Genomic DNA, 23967 nt, shown 5'->3' with positions numbered 1-23967 from the left:
GCCCTGATGACCCCCACTATCGAAGTGGTCAGCCCAGGCATGCTGACCACGGTGCAGGACTGGCCCGGTCGCGTCGGCTACTGGAATATCGGCGTCCCGCCATCGGGCCCGATGGATGACCTGTCGTTCCGGCTCGGTAACCGCGTCCTCGGCAACCCCGAAGGCGCACCCGGGCTCGAATGCACCCGCGGCGGTCCGACGCTGCGGTTTCCCGACGGTGGGCGGGTCTGCGTCACCGGTGCCCCCGTCACGATCACCCTCGACGGCGCCACCGTGCCGCAGTGGCAGTCGATCACCATCCCTGCCGGGGCGACCCTGCAGGTCGGAATGCTCACCGGCCCGGGGATGCGTTGTTACGTGCTGGTGGCCGGCGGCCTGACGGAGACCGAATACCTGGGTAGCGCAGCCACTTTCACGATGGGCCAGTTCGGCGGTCATGACGGCAGGTCGCTGCGGGCCGGCGACATCCTGACCCTCGGCGCCGATGCCGGGCCGCATGAGAAGCGGCCGGAACGCGACGCCAGGGCCGCGATCGAGGAGCAACCGAGTATCGGACACCGCTGGGAGGTGGCTGTCACCGAAGGTCCGCACGGCGCGCCGGAGTTCTTCACCCGCGCCGATATGGACACGATGATCAGCACGGACTACAAGGTGCATTTCAACTCCGACCGCAGCGGTGTCCGCCTGGAAGGTCCGCAACCGCAGTGGGCCCGCACCGATGGCGGTGAGGCCGGTCTGCACCCGTCGAATATCCACGATAACGCCTATTGCGTTGGTGCCCTTGACTTCACCGGGGACACCCCGATCCTGCTCGGCCCCGACGGACCCAGCCTCGGCGGTTTCGTCTGCCCCGTCACCGTGGTGGGGGGTGACCGCTGGAAACTGGGCCAGATGGCCCCGGGCGACGCCGTGAGGTTCGTGCCGGTCCGCGCCGACCGGGCCCCTTCGCTGCGCAGCCTCGATATCGACCGGCGGGCGTCGTTCCCGTTGGTCATCTCCAATTCCAGTGACTCAGATGACGGTGTCCTGAACCGATATTCGGCCAAGGACGGTACCGATGTCACCCTGCGACGGGCCGGCGACGGCGGCGTGCTCGTCGAATACGGTCCGATGGTGCTCGATCTCGCGATGCGGGCCCGTGTCCATGTCCTCGACCAACAGTTGCGCGCCCGCGCCGTTCCTGGCCTGACCGAGCTGACCCCTGGGGTCCGGTCACTGCAGGTGCAGTTCGACCCAGCTGTCGTGTCGATGAGCGAAGTCGCCGATGTGCTCGCCGAACTCGACGAAGGGCTTCCGGCCAACGACGAACTCGTCGTCCCCAGTCGGACCGTCCGGTTACCGCTGTCCTGGGACGACCCATCCACTCATGAAGCGATCCAGCGCTATATGCACGGCGTGCGCTCAGATGCCCCGTGGTGTCCCTGGAATATCGAATTCATCAGGCGGATCAACGGTCTCGATGATGTGTCGCAGGTACACGACACCGTGTATGACGCCAGCTATCTGGTCCTCGGCCTTGGCGATGTCTATCTCGGCGCCCCCGTCGCCACCCCGCTGGATCCGCGGCACCGGTTGGTGACCACCAAGTACAACCCGGCGCGCACCTGGACACCGGAGAATGCTGTCGGCATCGGCGGGGCATATCTGTGCATCTACGGGATGGAGGGGCCCGGCGGTTACCAGTTCGTCGGCCGCACCACCCAGGTGTGGAACCACCGTCATCCCCTCGACGCAGGCTCCTTCGAGCCGGGCACGCCGTGGCTGCTGCGGTACTTCGACCGGATCAGCTTCTACCCGGTCAGTGCGGAGGAACTGCTCGATCTGCGCGCGGATATGGCAGCGGGCCGGGGTGATGTCGCGATCTCCGACGGCATCTTCTCGATGCCGGAGTACCTGACGTTCCTTGCCGACGAGGCCGATCCGATTGCCACATTCCGCCAGCAGCAGGCGGTTGCATTCGCGGCCGAGCGGCAGGCGTGGGACCGTGCGGGTGAGTTCGCCAGCCAGATCGCCAGTTAGCCCGGCTGACTTACTCAGGCCGACTTCGTTGCGGTTGTCCGTTCACTTCAATGTGGCACTCTGTTCACAATTGACCTTGTACGCGCGTCCCAATGAAGGTGGAAATGCCTGCTCAAAAGCCGAATACCACTCGGCACACGGAGGTCGAGCGCAAGTTCGACGTCTCCGAATCGTCGGTGTCACCGTCGTTTGACGGCATCTGGGCGGTGGCCCGCGTCGATCGCCCGGAGCCGGAATCCCTTGATGCGGTGTACTTCGATACCGCCGGCCACGATCTGGCCAGGAACAAGGTGACTTTGCGCCATCGTACCGGCGGTGCCGACGAGGGCTGGCACCTGAAGCTGCCCGCTGGCGCGGATGCGCGCACCGAGGTGCGCGTCCCGCTCGGATCGGCCGACGAAACAGAAATCGTGCCCGCCGAACTGCTCGATGTGGTGTTGGCGATTGTGCGGGACCGGCCGATCGCGCCGGTGGCGCGAATCAGTACGAAACGCCACATTCATCTCTTGTTCGGCGCCGATGGCACCGCACTCGCCGAGTTCTGCGATGACCACGTCACTGCCTCAGCCGTCGGCGGGGAAGAGCAGCAGTGGCGGGAATGGGAGCTCGAACTTGCCGAGCGCCCCGAAGGCACCGAGCCCGACGTCGACCTTTTGGGCCGGTTGGGCAACCGACTGCTCGATGCCGGCGCGGTGCCGGCCGGCCATGGTTCCAAACTTGCGCGGGTCCTTGCCACCGCACAACCCGAGCCAGCCGACGACGAGGACGAACCGAAGGAGACCGCGCCGCGCGACCCCGTGCATGTGGCCGTCGCCGAGCAGGTAGGCGAGCTGATCACGTGGGATCGCGCCGTGCGGGCCGACGTCTACGACTCGGTACATCAGCTGCGGGTGACCACCCGCAAGATCCGCAGCCTGCTCAAGGAGTCCGAGGAGTCGTTCGGCCTCACCGACGATTCGTGGGTGCTCGACGAGCTGCGCCAGCTGGCCGGCATTCTCGGCGTGGCCCGTGACGCCGAGGTGCTCGCGCAGCGCTACCAGAAGGCGCTCGACGGGTTGCCCGCGGAACTGATTCGCGGACGGGTTCGCGAACGGCTGATCGAAGGCGCCAACCGCCGGTACGAGACAGGCTGGCGACGTTCGCTCACCGCCATGCGATCTGAGCGGTACTTCCGGTTGCTCGACGCACTGGAGGCTCTGGTTGCCGCAGAGCCGCAGCCCACCGAATCCGGCGAGGTACCCCAGCCGGTGACCATCGACGCCGCCTACAAGCGGGTGCGCAAGGCGGCAAAGAAGGCCAAGGCCGCCGCAGGGGCTCCGGTGGCAGAAGCCGACGAGGCCCTGCACCGAATCCGTAAGGGCGCCAAACGGTTGCGATACACCGCGGCCGCGACGGGAGCCAGCAAAGTATCCGATGCGGCCAAGGCGATTCAGACGCTGCTCGGCGATCACCAGGACAGCGTGGTGAGCCGGACACACCTGAGCCAGCAGGCCGAGGTCGCACACAACCTAGGTGAGGACACGTTCACCTATGGCCTGCTGTATCAGCGTGAGGACGATCTGGCCGATACAACCAGGGCACAAGTCGAGGCGACGCTGGCGAAGCTCGACAAGGCGGTTCGCAAAGCCGATTAGCGGGGGGTAGAGGCCAGCTGGTGAGCGAACGAGTTGGCCTCTAAGCCGGATTCTGTTCCGCGCGTCTCTGTCGAGGCACGTGGCGGCGACCATCCATCTGGACACACCGTTGCCGGGTGCCTCAAGCGGTCTACCCGCAGGCTCGGGCGAGCAGCCCTCGAACGCCTGCGCAATCGCTCCCCCTTGCGACCTTCTTGACCTTGCTTCGGGTGGGGTTTACCAAGCCACCCCGGTCACCCGGGATGCTGGTGCGCTCTTACCGCACCGTTTCACCCTTACCGCCCAAGCCCGAAAGCTCAGGAGGCGGTCTGTTTTCTGTGGCACTTTCCCGCGAGTCGCCTCGGATTGCCGTTAGCAATCACCCTGCTCTGCGAAGTCCGGACTTTCCTCGATCGACCTCCGGTTTCCTCCCCCAAGGACACCGGCGGTCCACCGCGGCCGCCCAGCCAACTCGTTCGCGCAGATAAAGGTACTCGTAGTGACCGCCCGCAGGCCAACGAGCCACAATTGGGCCATGTTGCCGTCCGTCGCGGTACACGGGGAGAAGACAACGCCGGACAACCCCGGGAGCTTGGGGGCCGAAGTGTCACCACCAAGACCACCCGAACTGTCACCGATGTCCTGCGACATGACAGGTGACAAAATTGGCTTGCTCGACATCGATGAACGGCTAACGCGAAGCCCCCGGAGCCCGCGCCCAGGTGGCTCGAACCCCTGAGGCGACCAAAATCCGAATTTCCGGCCTCCGGAAAACCGATATTGGCGTCCCACGAATGGCCGGCGTCCTCCCGGTAGATAGCACTCGGAGGTGCGCCAGAATGCCTCAAATAGGCCGTATTCGTTGAAATCGACACCATATTTGGTTTCAGTTGCAACAACAGCCGTCTCAGTAGGACTCTTGCGCCACACAAGCATGACGACGTTCTTCGCTTGCATGCATAAGGGTTATGCTTTTGCGCCGCAAAGCTTTTAGTCGTATATGGGACACCCATACATGGCCCGCAAGACATCACAACAGCAGGAAATCGCCAAATGCACGGCGTGTCGCATTGACTAAATCGTAAAAATTTGCTCCATAACGTTTAGGGCACGCTACGGTAATCGTTCAACCATCAATGTCGATGAGAGGTTGAGATCCCGCGGAAGGGGACGTATATGAAGAAAATCCTGGGAGCCGGCTTGCTGGTCGTTGGCGGCCTGATGACCACGGCTCTGGGTGTGGCTAACGCCGACTCGGTGCTCGTGGAGGGCAATTACGCCACCGCAGAGGCATGCCAGGCAGACGGCGCCGCAGGTGGCGCAGTTGCCGGCGATTGGACCCATTTCTCATGCGACAAGCATGACGATGGACTCTGGTACCTGACGCTGTCCAACTAGTCGCAGGCGGACGGTGAGCGGCGGCCTTGTCGCCGCTTGCCTAAGCATGTCTGTTCAGATCTCACATAACCGCCGCCCCTGGCGTCTACCGGTTATGAGCACGAAACACTGCACCATCGAATCGCAACTGGGCGAGCTGACACTTGTCGCCCGGAACGACACCGTGACCGGTGTCTACTTCCCCAAACACTGGCATCGACCGGCGCGCACCGACTTCGGGCCGCTGGTACATCCGGCCGACGACGCGTTGTTCAGCCGAACAGAGGTGCAGCTGCACGAGTTTCTCGACGGCGCACGCACCAGCTTCGATCTCCCGACCACCCTGGACGGCTCACCGCTGCACCGGCGCGTCTGGCAGCTGCTGACCGACATTCCCTACGGCGAGACCGTCACCTACGGCGAATTGGCAGCGACACTCGGCACAACCACCGCATGGCAGGTCGGCCAGATCGTCGGCCGAAACCCGCTGAGCATCGTCGTGCCGTGTCACCGCGTCGTCGGTAAAGACGGCAAGCTCACGGGGTATGCCGGCGGGCTGGCGCGTAAGCGGTTCCTGTTGGAACGCGAGGAAACCAGCGCGTCCCGGCTCTCGAAGTTGTTCTGATGCAGCCAGACTGGGCATCTATCACCGCCGAACTGGACCGATGCGGCGCCGCACTACTCCCCCGACTCCTCAGCGCCGACCAGGCGAAGGCGCTGCGGGAAATGTATGACGACGACCGTTTCCGCTCCACGATTGAGATGGCCCGCTACCGATTCGGCGCGGGACAGTACCGGTATTTCCGCACGCCGTACCCAGAGCCGATCGAGCAACTCAAACAGGCCCTGTACCTGCAGCTGCTGCCGATCGCCCGCGACTGGTACGCACGGCTGGGCCGCCCGACTCCGTGGCCGGACACCCTTGATGAATGGCTGCACCAATGCCATCAGGCCGGGCAGTGCAAGCCCACCGCGATCCTGCTGAAATACGGCCCTGGCGACTGGAATGCCCTCCACCGCGACCTCTACGGTGATGCGGTCTTTCCCCTCCAAGTGGTGATCAACCTCAGCGATCCCACGGCGGACTACACCGGTGGTGAATTCCTGCTCGTCGAACAACGCCCACGAGCACAATCCCGGGGCACCTCCATCCAGATTCCGGCCGGCCACGGGTTGGTGTTCACCACCCGCGACCGCCCGGTGCGCTCAGCCCGCGGCTGGTCGGCGGCACCGATGCGACACGGCGTGTCCGAAGTGCGCAGCGGCGAACGCTTCACCCTCGGCCTGGTGTTGCACGATGCCTCGTAAAATGAAGCGCTACAGCATGATCGGTGCCGACGGTACACCGTATATGTCGACGAAACCGGGTGTCTTCGGCGGTCATCGCCGGACACGGATTTACGGCCGGCTCGACTGCCCCTCGGCATTACGTGCGATCGCGCGTGGGGGCTATGTATCCCACCGGGTCTTCTTCGCCGCGCAGGGCGCCGCCGTGGCCGCCGGCTATCGGCCGTGCGCGCGTTGTCTACCCGAGGATTACCGGGCCTGGCGGCGTAGCACGATCACATTGTCCACCAGGGTGCCGGTCTGACCGTCGGGCCCAACTCCCTCACGCGATGCGGGTTCGGCCCGCACGATATCCCACTGCGCGAGATCGAGATCGAGCCCGTCGATCACTTCCTGCGGGCTCTGAAAATCGTGAACGTGCTTGTCCGAGTGCGACGCCCACGGCGGCGCCTCGCCGTGATCGACGATGAAGAACGTGCCGCCCGAGGCAACGGCGTCGGCGGCTCGACGCAAGAGTCGGTCACGCTCCCACGGCACTGGCGAATGCAGGAACTGGGCGGACACCAGGTCGTAGGAACCATCGGGGAACGTCTGCATCAGGTCGTGGCGCCGAAAGTCGATGCGCGCGGCGAGCTCTCCGGCATCGGCGGCCGCTCGCTGCAGAGCCGTGTCGGAGACATCGACAGCGACAACGTGCCAACCCTGCTGCGCCAACCAGTGGGCGTCACCGCCCTCGCCACAACCGAGGTCGAGCGCCCGGCCGGGCGTCAACCCCGAGGCCACTTCGACGAGTCGGGCGTTGGGCCTGCCGCTCCAGATGCGGTCCACCTGGCCATAACGCTCATTCCACATAGCCTGCAGATCAACGGGTTCCGACACGTGAATCTCCTCCGATAGGTAGCGGCAGACCGAAATCGTCCGCCATCAAGGTTTGCATGATCATCGCCGCGGCCATCGCCCCGCCCGCCACCGCCGTAGCCACCTGCGGCATCTGGGCACTGATATCGCCCGCCGCGAAAACCCCAGGCGCCGTGGTGCGCGCAAACGCATCGACGTGCGCTGCATCAGCGGCGACGGGTCCAGGCTCGGCCGGGTCGGCGCCCAACTGCTGCGCCAGGGTGGATCGTTGATACAACGTGGTGCCGACCAGCAGCCCTGCACGTGGCAGCTGGCTGCCGTCGGCGAACACCACTGCCGCCATTTGCCCTTCCACACCGCGAAGCCCTTCCACACCGCGAAGTTCGGCCACCGGTCGCTCGTCCACGGAGACACCGGCAGCTCTCAGCCGGGCCATGCTGTCGTCACTCAACTCGGCGGGGCCGTCGGTCAACAGGACGATATCGTCGCTCCAGCCGCGTAACAGAAGCGCCGAATGCACGCCCCGCTCCCCCGCAGCCAGCACGGCCAAGGGTTGATCGCGCACCTCCCAGCCATGACAGAACGGGCAGTGGAAGGCCGATCGGCCCCACAGTTCGGCAAGTCCCGGCAGTGGGGGTGGTCGATACTGCATACCCGTGGCGAGCAGTACCCGGCGCGCCCGCACGCTCTCGCCGCCGCCGAGAGTCAGGACGAACTCGTCACCGTCGCGGGCACCGGTCACCACCTCGTCGTCGCGGATCTCAACGCTCGGATATGCCGACAGCTCAACGCGTCCGGCCGCATAGAGCTCGGCCGGCGGGCGTCCGTCGGAGCCGAGCAACCCACCGATACCGTGTGCGGCCAAATTGCTCTGCTGTCCCGCATCCACGATCAGCGTCCGTCGCCTCGCCCGGCCGAGGACCAGCCCGGCGCTCAGTCCGGCAGCCCCACCGCCCACAATCACGCAATCCAGAACAATGTCCATACCCCCGATGGTTGCCGACAGTCGCCGATTCTGCCAAGCTCATTTGCCATGCAGGCAAAAGACTCCGACGACGCCACGGTCGGAAATGTCGACCTGAGGGTCCGGCGTCGGCTGCGGGAACTCCGGATCAGCAAGGGTATGACGCTCGACGACGTCGCCGGCCAGGCGGGTATCGACGTGTCCACCTTGAGTCGGTTGGAGTCCGGGAAACGCCGACTCGCGCTGGATCATCTGCCCCGACTGGCCGAGGCACTGTCGGTGACCACCGACGAACTTCTCCGTGAGCCGGAGCGTCCTGATCCGCGGGTGCGTGGCAGCGCACACACGCGTGACGGCGCGACATACTGGCCGTTGACGCGCCAGGGTCCCGCAGGTGGCCTGCATGCCTTCAAGATCCGGGTCAGCGCCAAACGCAACACCCCGCCGACCGAACTTCGGGTGCACGAAGGCCAGGACTGGATCTACGTGCTGTCCGGTCGACTGCGACTACTGCTCGGCGAGAAGGATTTCGTCATCAAACCCGGCGAGGCCGCCGAATTCAGCACGTGGACACCGCATTGGTTCGGCGCCGTCGACGGCCCGGTGGAACTGATCGCGATCTTCGGCGCGCACGGCGAACGACTGCACCTGCACGAGTAGGGACCGCAGGTACCTACAGATACGACGTCTGGTCTTGCTGATGGGTGACGACATGGCCGCACTTCACTCCGACACTCTCCGTCTCTGCAGGGTGTCAGTGTGGGACGCCGTTGGCGACTGCACACTCGGCGACGCGCTTACCGGGGCCAGTCATTCGTCCGGACAGCTAATTGATTTCATCGCAGGACGGATGCACTAGGAACATCGTCGTCGAAGTTCCGATATAACGTCGCCCTGCTTACCCCGAGGAACCTCGCTTTGTCTTTGCCGGTGTGACTGTCAGCCTTGATGTTCCTGGCCGTCGCGAGGTGGTCGGCGTCGGATACTTTGCATGGTCGACCGAATTTGGTGCCGTTCGCACGCGACAATGCGCACTTTAAGGCAGTTCGCTCCTTCGCGAGTTCCCTCCCGCACTCCGCAGTCGAGCCCAAACTCCCATCATCAGTTTGTCTCGGAAATAAAAGTTCTGATAATCATTCTGCCTGCGGCAGTGGAAAAGTCGATCCCATCGGTGACCAACACCAAGGTGGCCCCATGGCTGGTCAGTGCACTGACCGTCTCGAGACTATGAAAGATGTTGCAGCCCATAGGATCTAGATTGCGTAAGATAACGGTGTCACTCTCGCGCACATAGGCCAGTAGCTTCGCTAGGCCTGGCCGGTCATCCCGTGCACCGGACATAACGTCCGAGAAGATCTTTGTAACACCAGCTGCTTCCAAAGCTGACTGCTGCTGATCAAGAGTCTGGGCTACTGTACTGACGCGCACATATCCGATCCGAGTGCCGGACTGAGTCGAAAACGCTGCGACCAATTCTTGTTGCCTCACAATGCGATCAGCATAATTATTGAGACACCACGGCCTGGGAAATCATCGAGCGGCACTGGGTCACCCAGAATGCCTAATATGTGGTCTGATTTGAGATTCTCCGCCCACAGCCTCTTCGGCAAGCTAAGGCGTGGTTATTCAGTAGTGGCCGAGGTACTGCCCTTCAAATCCATCGATGTTCGCCTTGATCGTCTTGAACTGTTGAGAAGTGTCAAATTGCTGCGCCAGCTCACGATAGGTGGCGGGGTCGCCGTGAACTACCCCGAGGCCGTTCACGTTCGCCCAGAAATTATTGCTTGTTGCGGTTGTTCCCTCAAACAGGATTTTTGCTTTCCGCGCTGCCGAACGTTCCCCTGGGCGTCCCCAGTCCGGAACTGGATCTTTCTTGGCTTCGAGGTGGACTACCTGATACCCGTCGGTGTCTGTCGGGGCGTCTTGGACAACCGGCGATCCGAAGGTGACAACTGTCGTTACGTTGAGGCCCAGGTCATCAGCATGCGCTGCGAGGTTCTGCGCATCCATACCTCCCTGGCTGAAGCCAACCAGCATGATCTCGATATTCGGGTTGCCGCCGCGAGCGGCCTCGATCTGACTGACCTGCCAATACTGTGCCTGGCCCGTCCATCCCACACTGTTCTGCAAAGCAGGTTGGTTGAACGGACTGAAGGGATCGGTACCACCGATGTATACGACCAGCTTTGCCTGACCATCGTCGGCAGACTTCACCTTGTCGATATAGAAACCGTCATTGAAGAAGCCACCAGTGACGGTGAGGAGACGATTCCACAGCCCCACCGTCGTCGTCGGAGTATCGATCCGGACTTGGCCACTACCGCCGGTGGGAAGGCTTTCGCGGATAGAACTAACCACCCCGTTGACCCATCCGCTGAAGGTATTGGCCAGCATGTTGCTGAAATCGCGGAACGACAGCAGTCCATTATTGAAAGCCAACGCCAGCGCCGACAGGGGGTCCAGCTCCGTATCTGTGGCTAACTGCCCCGCATCGATCACCGAAAGGGTGGGGTCCAACCCGTTGGCATGCCAGTTGAGGTCGTAGACGCGACTGCCGTCTGGGCTGACTGCCAGAACGCCGGGGTTGTCGATCGTAGCTGCTGAAATGACGGTGTTGGTGGCTGCATCAATTGCCGACACGATGTTGTTACGTGAGCTGATGTACACGCGGCTGCCGTCAGGACTGACTGCCAGACTGTGGGGCGCATCAATCGCAGCGATGTTAGAGAAGGCACCTGTGGCCGTATCCCAGACTGACACCGCACCGGCGTCGCTCCTCCAGGCTTCGCTGATGATGTACACGCCGCTGCCGTCTGGACTTACGGCCGCCACACGCACGCGTGGGTGGCCGATGGAGACCGTGTCAATGACTGAATTGCTGGCGGTATCGATTACCGTCAGCGAACCGACGGTCAAGGGAACGCCTGCATTGCCTTCGATGCCGTCGACGCCGACGTATACGCGGCTACCGTCAGGACTTACCGCCACACCAAGGGGAGCCCCCCCGTTGACATACCACACGCCATTGGGCCCGAGCACCTCGTTTCCAGGGACGAAGATCCTGGCCGTAACGGTGTCGCTGGTCGTATCGACCACTGCAATTACATAGGTGCCGTGGCCGTCGTATGGGTCGCTTAAAGGTTGCCATCCGGTCACGTAGACGCGGGTCCCGTCGGGGCTAACGGCCAGAGCGCCACCGTTGGTCACATCGAGGGCACCGTCGTTCAGCGAGATTGTGCCGGTAACAGTATTGGTTGCCGTATCGACCACCGATAGCATCCCGACACTGCTGTGGCTGACGTATAAGCGTTTACCGTCCGGACTCACTACGACACCTACGGGGTAGGACTCAACATCAATAGTTGCGGCGACGGTGTTCGTGGCTGTATCGATCACCACCAGAGCGTCATCGTCGGCGTTGGAATAACCAACAACATAGACGCGGCTGCCATCGGGGCTGACCGCCAGATCGCCTCCATACTCGAAATTGTCGCCGAGCGGGATCGTCGCGACGACCGCCGAGCTGGCGGCGGCCGCACTAAGTGCAGCGGCCCTGGCAGTCGCCGCAGAAGCTTTCACCACATCAGTAGTCGAAACGATAGCGGTTGATACCTGACTGCTGACTATGTCGTCAGCTTCGCTGCGGATCGCAGCCAAGACCGAATCACCCGAATCACCCACAGGCACAATGGGTGTCGCACTCTCCAGCACCTGAAAATCAGCCACAGTGGCAGTCAATTCCGTTGTTGCGGAGACGGTTTCGATCACTGAATCAGCTGAGGCCACCACCGACGTGGAGAGAGGGGGGTTAGCAGCCGCAAACGTTTGCTCTGTTGGCGTTTGACGTGCCCCCGAAGTGTTTGCAGAAGGTCTGCTGACAGTCGAAGCCGGAGAATGCACTGACTTGGCGGGCAGCGACATCGAATGAGTGAATGGCGCTGCCGTCGTGCTCGTTTTGCCCTGTCGGGTAACGGGGGGCTTTCCCGATGAACTAACGCCGGCCACTTGCGCCGTCGAGCGCACCGTGTGTGGCGCCGTCGATGCGATTTTCCGAGAATCGCGGTCCATCGATGCGCGGCTTGATCCGAAGTCATCGGCGTGGGCCAGCCCAGATCCGCTCGACAACGCAGCACCTACGCCAAGTGAAATCGCACCGGCACCGAGCCACACATAGGGCGCGAGGCGGTAAGTCCGACGGCAGCCCTTAGCGCCCTTGCGGCGTTCTGACGATTTCGCCCGATGCCTACTGGCCATTACCGCTGCCCCCAACTTTCCTGTCACTGTGCTGGACGATATATATCAGAATGCTGTGACGAAGGAGCGTTCAAAATCAGCAAACCTCCTTGAGGTACTTGCGTTTTCATACAAACGGCTGACACCACACGACGGAATTTCAGCGCTCGCAATAGCCCTTCGACACCGAGTTTCGCGACCCTCGTATGTGGTCTATTTCGAGACGTGAACCGTTCCAGGTTTGATGCCGCTTCCTTCTGTGTGGAGGATGGCGATTATGGCCAAGCATTACCCGGTCGAGCAGCGTGAGCGTGCGGTGAAGATGGTGCTCGACCATCTGGACGAGTACCGGTCGGTGTACGCCGCCTGGGTGGCGATCGGCCCGAAGGTCGGTGTCGGAGTCGAGTCGCTGAGGCGGTGGGTATTGCAGGCCCAGGTCGATGACAGCGCACGTCCGGGCATCACAACTACTGAGCAACAGCGCATCCGCGATTTTTGAGCAAGAAGTACGAGATATCAAGGGGCCAAAGAGATTCTGAGAAGGGTCTCGATTTTCTTCGCGCGGGAGCTCGACCCGCGCCACCGCTGATCTGCGGATTCATCGACCAGATGCGGGCCCGCGGATTCCGGGTCGAGTCGATCTCCCGAGTGCTCACCGAACAAAGTGTCCAGGTCGCCCCACGCACGTACCGCAACTGGAAACCGCCCCGCCGTCGGATCGGATCATCACCGATGCCGAGCTCACGGACGCACTGCGGGCCACGATAGGTACCCCGGAGGACAGGTACGGGCGACGCAAAATGACCGCCTACCTGCACCGCGCAGGCGACCGTTGCGCCGCGTGCACGGTAGATCGGCTGATGCAAGATAAGGGCCTGTCCGCGGGTGACGCCATGTTACCTGGCCTTGCTCCATGAAAGAGTTCATGCCGCCCAAGGCATTTCGTGGACCGAAGCTTCTCGAACCTCCGACAACGTGGCGGCCGTAGCCATGTGATTGTCTGGCCGCTAAAAGGAAGGAGTGCGACGACTTCACATGACCTGCAAAGTGAAAATCCGGTCGAACGTTGCGAACAGTTCCGCGACTCGAAGGCCTTCGGTATCTTCACTGAAGACTGCTCCGTGCGCACTGTCTGCGGACTGAGGCTCTTAACTAGCGCCTTACGCTGGGAAAATGTACCGCCATTACAGATACGACGTCTGATTCACCAATCGGACCGATGCCGCACCATCGGGATAGAACTCGGCGACGGACAGCGACGCCAAGTCCAGGTGCAGCCGGTACAGAATCGACGGGCCGGCATCGAGCGCCATCCGCAGCATGGTTTTGATCGGTGTCACATGCGATACCACCAGTACGGTGGAGCCACCGTACTCGGAGATGATGCGGGTGCGGGCGCGACGGATGCGGTCGTGCACCTGATCAAAGCTCTCCCCGCCCGGTGGCGGCACGCTGGTGTCACCGAGCCAACGACCATGCAGCGCTGGGTCTGTCGCGTTCGCCTCGCCGAAGGTCAACCCTTCCCACTCGCCGAAATCTGTTTCGATCAGATCATCGTCGACGGTCACATCGAGGCCGAGCGCCTTGGCGGCCGCCGAGGCGGTGTCATACGCCCGCTGCAACGGTGAGGTCACCACGGCGTCGATACCACCGCGGTCGGCGAGAAAAGCCGCCGCCGCGTCGACCTGGCGTCGGCCCAGCTCCGTGAGCGCCGGGTTCCCGCGGCCGGAATAGCGCCGCTCCACGGATAATTCGGTCTGCCCATGCCGAAGCAACAACAGTCGGGTCGGCTCGCCGCGGGCACCGGTCCAGCCGGCCGGGTTGGTCCGCACCTCGGTGCTGGCCACTTCCGCCGGAGCCGCAACGACGGCACCGAGGTCGGCGGCCGCATCCATCGCCTCATTGGCCAGCCGGTCGGCATGTGAGTTCTGCGCCCGCGGTATCCACCGATAGGTGATCCGCTCGAACTGCGATGCCAATGCGCTGGCTTGCCGGTGCAATTCGATCAGGTCGGGATGCTTGACCTTCCAGCGTCCCGACATCTGTTCGACCACCAATTTGGAGTCCATCGACACGGCGACCTCTGTCGCGCCAAGACTGGCAGCCTCTTCCAAACCTGCTATCAGACCGCGGTATTCGGCCACATTGTTGGTGGCTCGCCCGATCGCCTGTTTGGCCTCGGCGAGCACCGTCGACCGATCAGCAGTGAAAACCACCGACCCGTAACCGGCCGGACCTGGATTACCGCGCGATCCGCCGTCCGCCTCGACGACCACCTTCACTACGCGAACCCCTTGACCCGCAATAGGATTGCGCCACACTCGGGGCAGCGCAGCACCTCGTCTTCATCTGCCGCGGCAATCCGCGACAGCTCACCGGAGTCGATCTCGATCCGGCACGCACCGCAGCGCCGGCCCTGCAGCGCACCCGCGCCGATACCCGATGAGGCGCGCAACCGTTCGTAGAGTGCCAGCAGGTCGGCGTTGAGAGAGGCGATGACACCGTCCCGCCGCTGGATCTTCAGCCGGCGGGTCGACTCGATATCGTCGGTGGCGGCATCCCGGGCCTGTCCCGCGGTACCGAGCTCGTTCTGCAGTCGGTCGATGACACCCAGCGCCTCGGACTGCTGCTTCTGCAGTTCCTCACGGCGTTCCATCACCTCAAGCAGCGAGTCCTCCAACGACGACTGACGCCGCTCCAGCGTCTCCAGCTCATGTTGCAGCTCGGCGAGCTGTTTGGCGCCCGTGGCCCCGGATGCAAGCAGCGAGCGGTCTCGGTCTTCGCGTTGCCGGACCCCGTCGATCTCCGCTTCGAATCGGGCCGCCTGACCATCGAGATCGTCCAGCGCGATCTGCAGGACGGCCAGCTGATCGTTGGCGGCCTGATGTTCACCTTGGAGCTTCTCGTACTCCTGCTGCTCAGCCAGGTGGGTCCCGCGATGCGCGAGCCGACTCAGCTCGGCGTCCAGTTCGGCCAACTCCAGCAGCGAACGCTGCTGTATCACTTCAGCTTTCATATTTGTCTTCGGTATCGCTCTCACTCGTTGGACGTGCGTCCAGGTTCCAAGGATCGGTGCGGATATCTGATACCCGCACGTCCAGTGCCGCGCCGAAATGGGTGCGTAACAGCTCAGCCACCTGTCCGCACCATGGGTATTCGCTGGCCCAGTGCGCCACGTCGACCAGGGCCACCGACGATGCGCGACGATGTTCATCGGCCGGGTGGTGTCGCAGGTCGGCCGTCAGATAGACCTGCACGTCGGCACGGGCCACCGCGTCCAATAATGAATCACCTGACCCGCCGCAGACCGCAACCCGGGATACCAACAGCTCGGGATCGCCCGCTGCCCGCACTCCCCAGCTGGTGGCCGGTAGTCGGGCCGCGACGCGGGTGACGAAGTCACGCAAGGGTTCTGGTTGCGGCAATACCGCTATCCGGCCAATCCCGACCCCGGCAGGCAACGGCGCCAGTGCGATCACATCGAAGGCCGGTTCCTCATAGGGATGGGCTGCACGCATCGCCGATAGCACCGCGCCGCGCAGCGCCGCAGGTGCGACAAATTCGATCCGGTCCTCCGGCAGCCGCTCCACGGTGCCGACGGTGCCGATCGCCGGCTGCGCGCCATCGCGCGGCAGGAACTGCCCGGCACCGGTGACGCTCCAGCTGCACTGCGAATAGTCGCCGATCTGCCCGGCGCCGGCGCCGAAGACAGCCGCGCGGACGGCATCGGCGTTGACCGGCGGCACGAAGATTGCCCATTTATCCAGCTCCGCACCGCTCGACCGCGGTTCGAGAACACCCGCCACGGTCAGGCCCAGCGCGTGCGCCAGAGCGTCGGAAACCCCGGGGGCGGCCGAATCGGCGTTGGTGTGGGCCGTGAACAGTGCGCGTCCGGACCGGATCAGCCGGTGCACCAGCGCGCCCTTGGGCGTGCTGGCCGCGACGGTGTCCACCCCGCGGAGCAGCAGCGGATGGTGAGCCAGCAATAGCCCGCCGTCGGGGACGTCGTCGACCACGGCGGCCGTCGCATCCACTGCGATCGTGACCGAATCAACGGTGTCGCGCGGATCGCCACAGACCAGGCCGACCGAATCCCACGACTGCGCGAACTGCGGGGGGTACGCCGCATCCAGCACGTCGATCACGTCCGCGAGCTTCACCACACACCGAACAGTAGTGCGCTGGCGATTCGGTCGGCGAAACGATCAGGGAGAATAGCGAGCGTGACCGAACCGTTCCGGACCGACAAACCTCAGCTGGTGATCTTCGACCTGGACGGCACCCTGACCGATTCCGCCGAAGGAATCGTGGCCAGCTTCCGCCACGCGCTGGCTCAGATCGGCGCGCAGGCCCCCGACGGCGACCTGGCCAGCCGGATCGTCGGACCCCCGATGCATCACACACTGAGCGGGATGGGCCTCGGCGAGCAGGCTGATGCCGCGATCGCGGCCTACCGCGCCGACTACACCACCCGGGGCTGGTCGATGAACAGCCTGTTCGATGGTGTCGAGCAACTGCTGGCCGACCTGAAGTCATCCGGTGTGCGGCTGGCGGTGGCGACGTCGAAGGCCGAGCCGACCGCCCGGCGGATCCTCACCCACTTCGGTCTCGACGAGTATTTCGAGGTCATCGCCGGTGCCAGCGTCGACGGCATTCGGTCGAGCAAGGCCGATGTGGTGGCCCATGCACTGGCCCAGTTGGCCCCGCTACCGGAGCACGTGTTGATGGTCGGTGACCGCAGCCATGACGTCGAAGGTGCCGCCGAGCATGGGATCTCCACCGTGATCGTCGGCTGGGGTTATGGCAAGAGCGATTTCGGCGAGAGTCCGGACGGCCACGCCGGGCCTACCCCATTCGCGCACGTCGCGAACGTGAGCGCACTGCGGGAGGTGCTCGGTGTCTGAACCGCTACACGTGACGTTCGTCTGCTCCGGCAACATCTGCCGCTCGCCGATGGCCGAGAAGATGTTCGCCGAGCAGATCCAGCGTCGCGGGCTGGGTGATCAGGTCAGGGTGAGCAGCGCGGGCACCGGCAGCTGGCATGTCGGCGACGGTGCCGACCCGCGCGCGAATCGGGTGCTCGACGCGCACGGTTACCCCACCGCGCATGCTGCGGCCCAGCTCGCCGAGGACCATCTGTCGGCAGATCTGGTGGTGGCGTTGGGCCGTAACCATGTCCGGCTGCTGACTCAGCTCGGCGTGCAGCCCGAGCGGATCCGGATGCTGCGATCGTTCGACCCGCGTTCCGGGGCCCACGCCGACGACGTCGAAGACCCGTACTACGGCGACCAGAGCGAATTCGAGGACGTCTTCACCGTTATCGAGGCATCGCTGCCCGGGTTGCACAGTTGGGTCGACGAACAACTCGGGGCAGCCACCTCATGAGGCGCCTGGCGTTCCTGTTCAAGCCGGGGTGGCTGGCACTGGCCGTCGTCGTGGGGGCGTTCGCCTACCTGTGCTTCACCGTGCTGGCCCCGTGGCAGCTGGGCAAGAACACCACGACCTCACGCGAGAACAACCAGATCGCCTCGTCGCTGACGGCAGATCCGGTGGCGTTGACATCTGTTCTGCCACAACAGAATTCGTCCGCCCCCGATGCGCAATGGCGCCGGGTGACGGCGACGGGGCACTACCTGCCGGACCGCCAGGTGCTGGCCCGGCTCCGCGTCATCGACAGCGATCCGGCCTTCGAGGTGCTGGTTCCGTTCGTGGTCGATGGCGGTCCGACGGTGCTGGTCGACCGCGGTTACGTGCGACCGGAAGGGGGTTCGCGGGTGCCTGCCTTCGCCGCGGCCCCGACGGGCACCGTGACGATCACCGCCCGGCTGCGGGATTCCGAAACCGCACCGGTAGGTAAGGATCCGTTCCAGGCCGAGGGCGGTCAGCAGGTGTATGCCATCGACACCAAGCAGATCTCGACCCTGGTCGGCGTCCCGCTGACCGGCGCCTATCTGCAGTTGGTGGACAACCAGCCCGGTGGCCTCGGCGTCATCGCGCTGCCGCATCTGGACGCCGGCCCATTCCTGTCCTACGGCATCCAGTGGATCGTGTTCGGCATCGTCGCGCCGATCGGTCTTGGGTATTTCGCTTATTCGGAGATCAAGGTGCGTCGACGCGAACGCGAGCGAGCCGAGGCATCGGTCCTGGCCCACAACGAAGCTGAGGACCAGCCGGCTCCGATCACCGTCGAACAGAAGCTCGCCGACCGGTACGGCCGACGGCACTGAACATACTGGGCACGACCGCCGCTGCGACCGCCCCCACGGCCGCCGCCGCCTGCACCACCTGAGATAACGCCACCGCGCGCCGCAGATCCGCCACCCCGGGGGCAGGTCCGTCGCCGAGGGTCGGCCGGATCTGCAGTTCGTGGCGGTACTGCGTGGGCCCGCCGAGCTGGACACCGAGGGCGCCGGCGAAGGCGGCCTCGACCACACCGGCGTTGGGGCTGGGATGTTTGCGCGCATCGCGGCGCCACGCTCGCAGCGCACCCAACGCCGACCCGCCGACCAGCGGTGCGCAACCCACCACCAGGGCCCCGGCGACACGGGCGCCCACATAATTGGCAACGTCATCGATGCGTGCCGCCGCCCAACCGAACTTCGCGTAGCGCGGTGACCGGTGTCCGATCATCGCGTCGAGGGTGTTGATACCGCGGTAGACGAGAACACCCGGCGTCCCGCCCAGGGCCGCCCACAGCACCGGCGCGACCTGAGCATCGGAGGTGTTCTCGGCAATCGATTCCAGCGCCGCACGGGTCAGGCCGTCGATATCGAGCAGCGCGGGGTCGCGCCCACACAGCGACGGCAGCAGCATCCGCGCACCGGCGATATCCGCGTCGTCGAGTAGCTCGGCCATCTGCAGACCGGTCCGCGCCAGCGATGTGCCACCCAGAGATACCCAGGTCGCTGCCGCTACCGCGGTCGTCGACCAGAACCCGCCACGCCGGGTCGCGGCGAGGTCGAGCCCTGCAGCGCCGACAACGACGGCGGCCAGCAGGACCGCGGTGTGCGCCGCACCCGCAGCCCGCGAGTCGCGATAGGTGAGCCGTTCCAGCTGCGCTGCAGCCGTCCCGAAGCCTGCGACCGGGTGGCCCCGCCGCGGATCTGCGAATGCGACGTCGGACAGATAACCGATGAGCACCCCGGCGGCACGACTGCCCCGTTTCGAATCTGTCGGCGCAATCACCCCGGCAGCGTCTCACACCGCCAGGGGGCTGGCAGCCGGGGTATGACACAGCAAAGCCGGTTCGATGTCGGAAACCGCGCCACAGGGTTGCTGTGTTGGTAGCTTGTGAGCACTGCCAAGGGGGAAATGTGACTGCACGACACCGCCGACCCGCGGATACCCAGACCATGTGGCTTCGAGCTGCGGCCGCGGCCGTCGGGCTGGGAGCCGCCGTCGCCGTCGGCCAGGGCGTTGCGTCGGCCAGTCCGTCGGACTCGTCTGATTCGACACACAGCGCCAGCGCTGGTGCCAGCGCCAAGCCCGCGGGCAATGCGAAGAGCTCGGCCCGGTCATCGCAGAAGAGCGCTGTCTCGACGTCGGCGACCGCGAAGAAGACCGCCGCCCCCGCGCAGGCCGTCCTGGAATCGTTGTTGGTGGGCGTCCGCTCCACTCATTCCAGTAGCAGTCGCGCCGTCGCACAGACCACCGTGACCAGCCAGAGCCCGGACCGCTCCAGCGCAACCGTCGACCCGGACCAAATCGCCGATCTGGCGGCCCAGCCCGACGTGACCGTTAGCCAGAACACCGACGGTTCCGTCCGCGTCATCGACGGCACGTTCACCGATACGAAGATCACTTCCGCCGAGGAGGCGGCGACGCTGCTCAACGGGTTGGCGCCGGTGCTCGGCGCGTCCGCCAATTTCGCCACCGCCGATGCCATCACCGTGCAAAAGGTGGGTACGACGGATCCGTCCACCGGCGATATCTCCGAGACGTTCTACCGCTTCCACGACACCGTCAACGGCGTCCCTGTATTGGGTAGCCAGGTGATCGTGGTGACCGATGACAGCGGCACCGTGACGTCGGTGTTCAACTATCTCGATGCCCGTATCGATGATGTCGACCTGACCACCAGCTCCACCAGTGCTCAGGCCGCGTCCGCGGCCCTCTCGGCCTATGCGAGCACGAGCACCGGCGATCCGTTGGGCCGGGCGATCTCGACAGTCCTGGCCCAGCCGACAGTCGAACCGCAATTGGTGGTCTACGCACTCAACGGGGATTCCACCCCGCAGCTGGCCTGGAAGGTGGTGGTCGACCCATCCCAGACAGCGAAAGCGTTGGGAGTGACCGCGTCCGACACCGGGGTGACGTACTACGTAGCCGCCAACGGCGCGAACGCGGGCAAGGTGATCGTCAGCAGTTCCAACGCGGACGCCGCGACGGTCACCGCACAAGACGAGCTCGGCAACTCCCGGACGGTGAATACGTCGAGCCTGAACCTGCTTCTGTTCAGCCTGAACACGCTGCAGGATGTGCAACGGGCCATCTCGACATACGAGACCACATATTTCTTCTTCATCGGTTTCCCGACGCTGCCGGGCAACATCACTTTCGAGACTCTGTTCGGCTGGGATCCCCAGGCGATCTCCGCACAGGCCAACATCGCGGAAACCTACGACTACTACAGCGACGTACTCGGGCTGACCTCGTTCGACGGTAACGGTGCGGCGGTCAACCTCAGCGTGCGGTACAACCCCAGCGGCGCACTGCTCGGCGCCCTGTCCGGATACAACAACGCTTACTGGGATCCGGACGCACAGCAATTCGCCTTTGGCGATGCGGGCAACCTGGGCTCGGCACTGGATATCGTGGCACACGAATACACCCATGCGGTCGTGAGTTACGCTGTCGGAGATGGTGATTCGCCCTTGTCGGGCGGAGAGTCAGGCGCGCTCAACGAAGCTTATGCCGATATCATGGGCAGCCTGGTTGAAGGAAAGACGGGCGCCGACCGCTGGCTGATGGGCGAGGATTCCGACTTCCCGGGTGGGCCACTGCGCAACCTGGCGGATCCGACCTCGATCGCAGGGTATGAAGACAACTACGCCGACCGCTACACCGGTACTGACGACAATGGCGGCGAACATTACAACAGCACCATCTTCAGCCATGCCGCGTACCTGATGATGACCGATTCTGATACTGCCGATATCTCGGAAGCGACCTGGGCCCAGGTGTACTACCACTCGATGTACCGGCTGCTCCCTGGCGCCGATTTCAGCGACGGCCGGGCCGCAGTGCTGGACACGGCCACGGAGTACGGCTTCACCGCGGCCCAGCTGCAGGCGGTCACCGACGCCTACGACGCGGTGGGGATTGTCTGAACCGTTTGGTCGGCCACTTCGTACTCTGGGTGACCAACACACTCGAACAAGGACGTCCGAATGTCTCCCTCGCCCACCTTCCCATCCCTGAATCACGTCGCCGTCACGGTGCGTGACCTGGCAGTGAGCACCCCCTGGTACCGCGAGCTCATCGGCGCCGACCCGATCCTCGACGAGGACACCGACGCCGGTTTCCACCACGTCGTCTGGGCCTTCGGTGACGGCACCATATTCGGCATTCACCAGCACAGTGTCAGCGGGGCCGATCAACCCTTCAGCGAATACCGGGCCGGTCTGGACCACGTCGGATTCGGGTGCGCGTCGCGGACCGAATTGGAGGCCTGGGTGGAGCGGCTCGACGCGTTGGGCATCGACCACGGCGGCATCGTCGATGCACATTACGGTTCCGGGCTGAGCTTCCGCGACCCCGACGGCATTGCGCTGGAGTTCTTCGCACCTCCGGCGTGAGACGGGCACACTGAGGCCATGACCGATCGGATACTGACCGCGACGACGGTGATCACCATGGACGAGGACACTCCGCGCGCGCAGGCGGTGGCGGTGTCAGGTGACCGGATCGTCGCGGTCGGGTCACTGCAAGAGTGCACCGCGGCACTGCCCGACGCCCAAGTGATCGACACCGGCGCGGCCGCGTTGTTACCGGGTTTCGTTGAGCCCCATGGTCATCCGCTGGTCAGCGGGGTGGCTACCCAACCGCCGGCTCGGTCGATTGCGCCGTGGGACGCCCCGACGTGGGCCGACGTGGAGGCGATCTTCGCCGACGCGATCGCCGATACCGACCCCTCCGCACCGTTGTGGTTCGCCGGATTCGACGCACTGCTGCATCAGCATCCCTCCCCCAAGGCCGTCGACCTCGACGCGATCTTCGGCGACCGGGTGACGATGGTCAGCGACAACTCCGGGCACGGCGTGTACTTCAACACCGCGTTGATCAAGCGCTACGGCTGGGATGTCGCCCCGCCAGCCGACCCGGTGGCTTCGCATTTCGGACGCAATCCCGACGGCAGCTTGGACGGCCAGGGCTTCGAGCTGCCCGCGGTGATGGCCGTCGCCGGGCCGTTGATGGCCGAGATGGCCAATCCGTTGGTCAGTGCCGCGCACTATTTCGCGTTGATGTCCCGCGGTGGTTACACCTCGACCTCGGATATGACCTACGACCCCAAGTTCCAAGCCGGGTACGAGGCGCTGGCGTCGGCGCCGTCTTGTCCACTGCGGGTCAGCATGTGGGAAGTGTCGACCACCGACACCTATACCGAGCCGGTGACGTTCTCCACCGGTGAGGCGATGCTCACCAAGGCCGGGGTGAAGCTGTGGACCGACGGGTCGGTGTGGGTCGGCAATGTCGCGATCTCGTTCCCGTATCTCGATAGTGAGGCCACCCGGCTCGCGGGGATCGATCCCGCGGTGGCCGGCGGACCTGAGTCGATGAACTACACCCGTGAGCAACTGGACGCCATCCTGGATCGGGCCGCACCCGCGGGTTGGCAGATGGCTTTTCACGCCAACGGCGATCTGGCGATCGACCTGGCGCTCGATGCGTATGAGGATGCGCTGCAACGACATCACCTGATCGGCACCGACCATCGCTGGCGCCTCGAACACGCAGGCGCAGGCACCCGCAAGCATTTCGACCGGGCAGCAAGGCTCGGGGTGTATGTCTCGATGTCGCCATTCCAGTACTACTACTGGGGCGACCTGCTCGACGGGCAGATCTTCGACCACGAGCATGGCGGACCCTGGCAGTCATTCGCCGACGCTGTCGCCTCCGGGGCCTGCGTGTCACTGCACAATGACGGGTCGGTGTCACCGCCGACGCCGGTACTCAACGTCCAGACGGCGGTCTCGCGACGCACCCGCGCCGGCAACGTGCACGGCCCCGAGCAGGCCATCTCCCTCGATGACGCGTTACGCGCGCAGACCATCAATGCCGCGCGCACCCTGCATCGAGACAAGCTGGTGGGTTCGATCGCCGTCGGTAAGTACGCCGACTTCGTGGAGTTGACAGCCGATCCCTACAGCGTCGACCCGGCTCAGCTGGCGTCGACGGCACAGGTGGCCGGCACGTGGGTGGGTGGGCAGCGCGTCGACCTCGATACGTTCCTCGGAGCCGTCGGCGGGGTCGACGCCGCCGAACACGCTGCACTGGCAGAACAACCGAACGCTCCGCGCTGTTGCTGACCAGGTCCGATGGCTTCGTAAGACAGCTTCGTAAGACAATAGCCACACTTTCCGGCGGCGCGGCCGGCGTGTGAGCGGGTATAGATGC

General features: G+C 64.3%; 23 protein-coding genes and 1 other RNA gene. 15 read left to right on the top strand and 9 right to left on the bottom strand.

The window, feature by feature from the left end; all coding sequences use genetic code 11:
• Nucleotides 1-6 precede the first annotated feature (6 nt).
• Together ADBZ9O_RS15020 and ADBZ9O_RS15015 are read left to right on the top strand one after the other, a co-directional pair.
• Entirely contained in the window at nucleotides 7-2019 is a 2013-nt protein-coding gene (locus ADBZ9O_RS15020; protein ID WP_526532538.1) for a 5-oxoprolinase/urea amidolyase family protein, read from the top strand.
• Nucleotides 2020-2123: 104 nt separating this feature from the next.
• Nucleotides 2124-3653 carry a CYTH and CHAD domain-containing protein gene (locus ADBZ9O_RS15015; RefSeq protein WP_526532536.1) on the top strand — a complete coding sequence of 510 codons (1530 nt, stop codon included), beginning with the start codon at nucleotides 2124-2126 and terminating at the stop codon, nucleotides 3651-3653.
• 25 nt (nucleotides 3654-3678) lie between these two features.
• Here ADBZ9O_RS15015 and rnpB read toward each other — a convergent pair.
• Nucleotides 3679-4107, bottom strand: an RNA gene (rnpB, locus tag ADBZ9O_RS15010) — RNase P RNA component class A.
• A 701-nt stretch (nucleotides 4108-4808) separates the two neighbouring features.
• Between rnpB and ADBZ9O_RS15005 the strand changes: the two genes are divergently transcribed.
• From ADBZ9O_RS15005 to ADBZ9O_RS14990, 4 genes are all read left to right on the top strand, one after another.
• Nucleotides 4809-5030, top strand: coding sequence for a hypothetical protein (locus ADBZ9O_RS15005; RefSeq protein WP_526532534.1), 222 nt, complete (start codon nucleotides 4809-4811; stop codon nucleotides 5028-5030).
• A 94-nt stretch (nucleotides 5031-5124) separates the two neighbouring features.
• Nucleotides 5125-5634, top strand: coding sequence for a methylated-DNA--[protein]-cysteine S-methyltransferase (locus ADBZ9O_RS15000; RefSeq protein ID WP_526532532.1), 510 nt, complete (start codon nucleotides 5125-5127; stop codon nucleotides 5632-5634).
• Nucleotides 5634-6317, top strand: coding sequence for a 2OG-Fe(II) oxygenase (locus ADBZ9O_RS14995; protein WP_526532530.1), 684 nt, complete (start codon nucleotides 5634-5636; stop codon nucleotides 6315-6317). Before ADBZ9O_RS15000 ends, ADBZ9O_RS14995 begins: the two co-directional genes overlap by 1 nt.
• A gap of 1 nt (nucleotide 6318) precedes the next feature.
• Entirely contained in the window at nucleotides 6319-6600 is a 282-nt protein-coding gene (locus ADBZ9O_RS14990) for an Ada metal-binding domain-containing protein (protein WP_526532528.1), read from the top strand.
• Here ADBZ9O_RS14990 and ADBZ9O_RS14985 read toward each other — a convergent pair.
• Nucleotides 6546-7148, bottom strand: coding sequence for a class I SAM-dependent methyltransferase (locus ADBZ9O_RS14985; protein ID WP_526533172.1), 603 nt, complete (start codon nucleotides 7146-7148; stop codon nucleotides 6546-6548). The genes ADBZ9O_RS14990 and ADBZ9O_RS14985 overlap by 55 nt on opposite strands.
• A 10-nt stretch (nucleotides 7149-7158) precedes the next feature.
• Nucleotides 7159-8139, bottom strand: coding sequence for an NAD(P)/FAD-dependent oxidoreductase (locus ADBZ9O_RS14980; RefSeq protein WP_526532526.1), 981 nt, complete (start codon nucleotides 8137-8139; stop codon nucleotides 7159-7161).
• A gap of 48 nt (nucleotides 8140-8187) precedes the next feature.
• On the opposite strand from ADBZ9O_RS14980, the gene ADBZ9O_RS14975 reads away from it, so the two are divergent.
• Nucleotides 8188-8778 carry a helix-turn-helix domain-containing protein gene (locus ADBZ9O_RS14975; protein WP_526532524.1) on the top strand — a complete coding sequence of 197 codons (591 nt, stop codon included), beginning with the start codon at nucleotides 8188-8190 and terminating at the stop codon, nucleotides 8776-8778.
• Nucleotides 8779-9219: 441 nt separating this feature from the next.
• On the opposite strand, the gene ADBZ9O_RS14970 is transcribed toward ADBZ9O_RS14975, so the two are convergent.
• Both ADBZ9O_RS14970 and ADBZ9O_RS14965 read right to left on the bottom strand, forming a co-directional pair.
• Nucleotides 9220-9546 carry a recombinase family protein gene (locus tag ADBZ9O_RS14970; protein WP_526533170.1) on the bottom strand — a complete coding sequence of 109 codons (327 nt, stop codon included), beginning with the start codon at nucleotides 9544-9546 and terminating at the stop codon, nucleotides 9220-9222.
• 198 nt (nucleotides 9547-9744) lie between these two features.
• Nucleotides 9745-11886: a hypothetical protein gene (locus tag ADBZ9O_RS14965; RefSeq protein ID WP_526532522.1), complete on the bottom strand. Its 2142-nt coding sequence runs from the start codon at nucleotides 11884-11886 to the stop codon at nucleotides 9745-9747.
• Nucleotides 11887-12628: 742 nt separating this feature from the next.
• Here ADBZ9O_RS14965 and ADBZ9O_RS14960 point away from each other — a divergent pair.
• Nucleotides 12629-12850, top strand: coding sequence for a hypothetical protein (locus ADBZ9O_RS14960; protein WP_526532520.1), 222 nt, complete (start codon nucleotides 12629-12631; stop codon nucleotides 12848-12850).
• Between the two features lie 301 nt (nucleotides 12851-13151).
• The gene (locus ADBZ9O_RS14955; protein ID WP_526532518.1) at nucleotides 13152-13268 is read left to right on the top strand and encodes a hypothetical protein; all 117 of its coding nucleotides are present in this window, start codon (nucleotides 13152-13154) and stop codon (nucleotides 13266-13268) included.
• Between the two features lie 267 nt (nucleotides 13269-13535).
• Here the strand turns inward: ADBZ9O_RS14955 and ADBZ9O_RS14950 are convergent, their stop codons facing one another.
• From ADBZ9O_RS14950 to ADBZ9O_RS14940, 3 genes are read right to left on the bottom strand one after another with little or no spacing between them, the layout of a single operon-like run.
• Entirely contained in the window at nucleotides 13536-14633 is a 1098-nt protein-coding gene (locus ADBZ9O_RS14950) for a bifunctional RNase H/acid phosphatase (RefSeq protein ID WP_526532516.1), read from the bottom strand.
• Nucleotides 14633-15367: a zinc ribbon domain-containing protein gene (locus ADBZ9O_RS14945; protein ID WP_526532514.1), complete on the bottom strand. Its 735-nt coding sequence runs from the start codon at nucleotides 15365-15367 to the stop codon at nucleotides 14633-14635. The genes ADBZ9O_RS14950 and ADBZ9O_RS14945 overlap by 1 nt, the downstream gene beginning before the upstream one ends.
• Entirely contained in the window at nucleotides 15357-16514 is a 1158-nt protein-coding gene (locus ADBZ9O_RS14940) for a Nif3-like dinuclear metal center hexameric protein (protein WP_526532512.1), read from the bottom strand. The genes ADBZ9O_RS14945 and ADBZ9O_RS14940 overlap by 11 nt, the downstream gene beginning before the upstream one ends.
• Nucleotides 16515-16574: 60 nt before the next feature.
• On the opposite strand from ADBZ9O_RS14940, the gene ADBZ9O_RS14935 reads away from it, so the two are divergent.
• From ADBZ9O_RS14935 to ADBZ9O_RS14925, 3 genes are read left to right on the top strand one after another with little or no spacing between them, the layout of a single operon-like run.
• The gene (locus ADBZ9O_RS14935; RefSeq protein ID WP_526532509.1) at nucleotides 16575-17255 is read left to right on the top strand and encodes an HAD-IA family hydrolase; all 681 of its coding nucleotides are present in this window, start codon (nucleotides 16575-16577) and stop codon (nucleotides 17253-17255) included.
• Nucleotides 17248-17736 (top strand): low molecular weight protein-tyrosine-phosphatase, encoded by a 489-nt coding sequence (locus tag ADBZ9O_RS14930; RefSeq protein ID WP_526532507.1) that lies wholly within the window; start codon nucleotides 17248-17250, stop codon nucleotides 17734-17736. Before ADBZ9O_RS14935 ends, ADBZ9O_RS14930 begins: the two co-directional genes overlap by 8 nt.
• The gene (locus tag ADBZ9O_RS14925) at nucleotides 17733-18578 is read left to right on the top strand and encodes an SURF1 family cytochrome oxidase biogenesis protein (protein ID WP_526532505.1); all 846 of its coding nucleotides are present in this window, start codon (nucleotides 17733-17735) and stop codon (nucleotides 18576-18578) included. The genes ADBZ9O_RS14930 and ADBZ9O_RS14925 overlap by 4 nt, the downstream gene beginning before the upstream one ends.
• Here the strand turns inward: ADBZ9O_RS14925 and ADBZ9O_RS14920 are convergent.
• The gene (locus tag ADBZ9O_RS14920; protein WP_526532503.1) at nucleotides 18532-19536 is read right to left on the bottom strand and encodes a cobalamin biosynthesis protein; all 1005 of its coding nucleotides are present in this window, start codon (nucleotides 19534-19536) and stop codon (nucleotides 18532-18534) included. The two genes, ADBZ9O_RS14925 and ADBZ9O_RS14920, sit on opposite strands and share 47 nt — an antisense overlap.
• Before the next feature lie 128 nt (nucleotides 19537-19664).
• Between ADBZ9O_RS14920 and ADBZ9O_RS14915 the strand changes: the two genes are divergently transcribed.
• The 3 genes from ADBZ9O_RS14915 to ADBZ9O_RS14905 are packed head-to-tail and all read left to right on the top strand — an operon-like array spanning nucleotide 19665 to nucleotide 23879.
• Complete coding sequence (locus tag ADBZ9O_RS14915; protein WP_526532501.1) at nucleotides 19665-21680, top strand: M4 family metallopeptidase; 2016 nt, start codon at nucleotides 19665-19667, stop codon at nucleotides 21678-21680.
• 60 nt (nucleotides 21681-21740) lie between these two features.
• Nucleotides 21741-22148 carry a VOC family protein gene (locus ADBZ9O_RS14910; RefSeq protein ID WP_526532499.1) on the top strand — a complete coding sequence of 136 codons (408 nt, stop codon included), beginning with the start codon at nucleotides 21741-21743 and terminating at the stop codon, nucleotides 22146-22148.
• Nucleotides 22149-22166: 18 nt separating this feature from the next.
• Nucleotides 22167-23879, top strand: a complete 1713-nt coding sequence (locus ADBZ9O_RS14905; protein ID WP_526532497.1) for an amidohydrolase — start codon at nucleotides 22167-22169, stop codon at nucleotides 23877-23879.
• Nucleotides 23880-23967: the final 88 nt, after the last annotated feature.

The organism is Mycobacterium sp. (assembly GCF_965229105.1).
Classification (GTDB): Bacteria; Actinomycetota; Actinomycetes; order Mycobacteriales; family Mycobacteriaceae; genus Mycobacterium.
The sequence above is the reverse complement of the archived record's forward strand: the minus strand, read 5'-3'. Positions and strand labels throughout refer to the sequence as shown.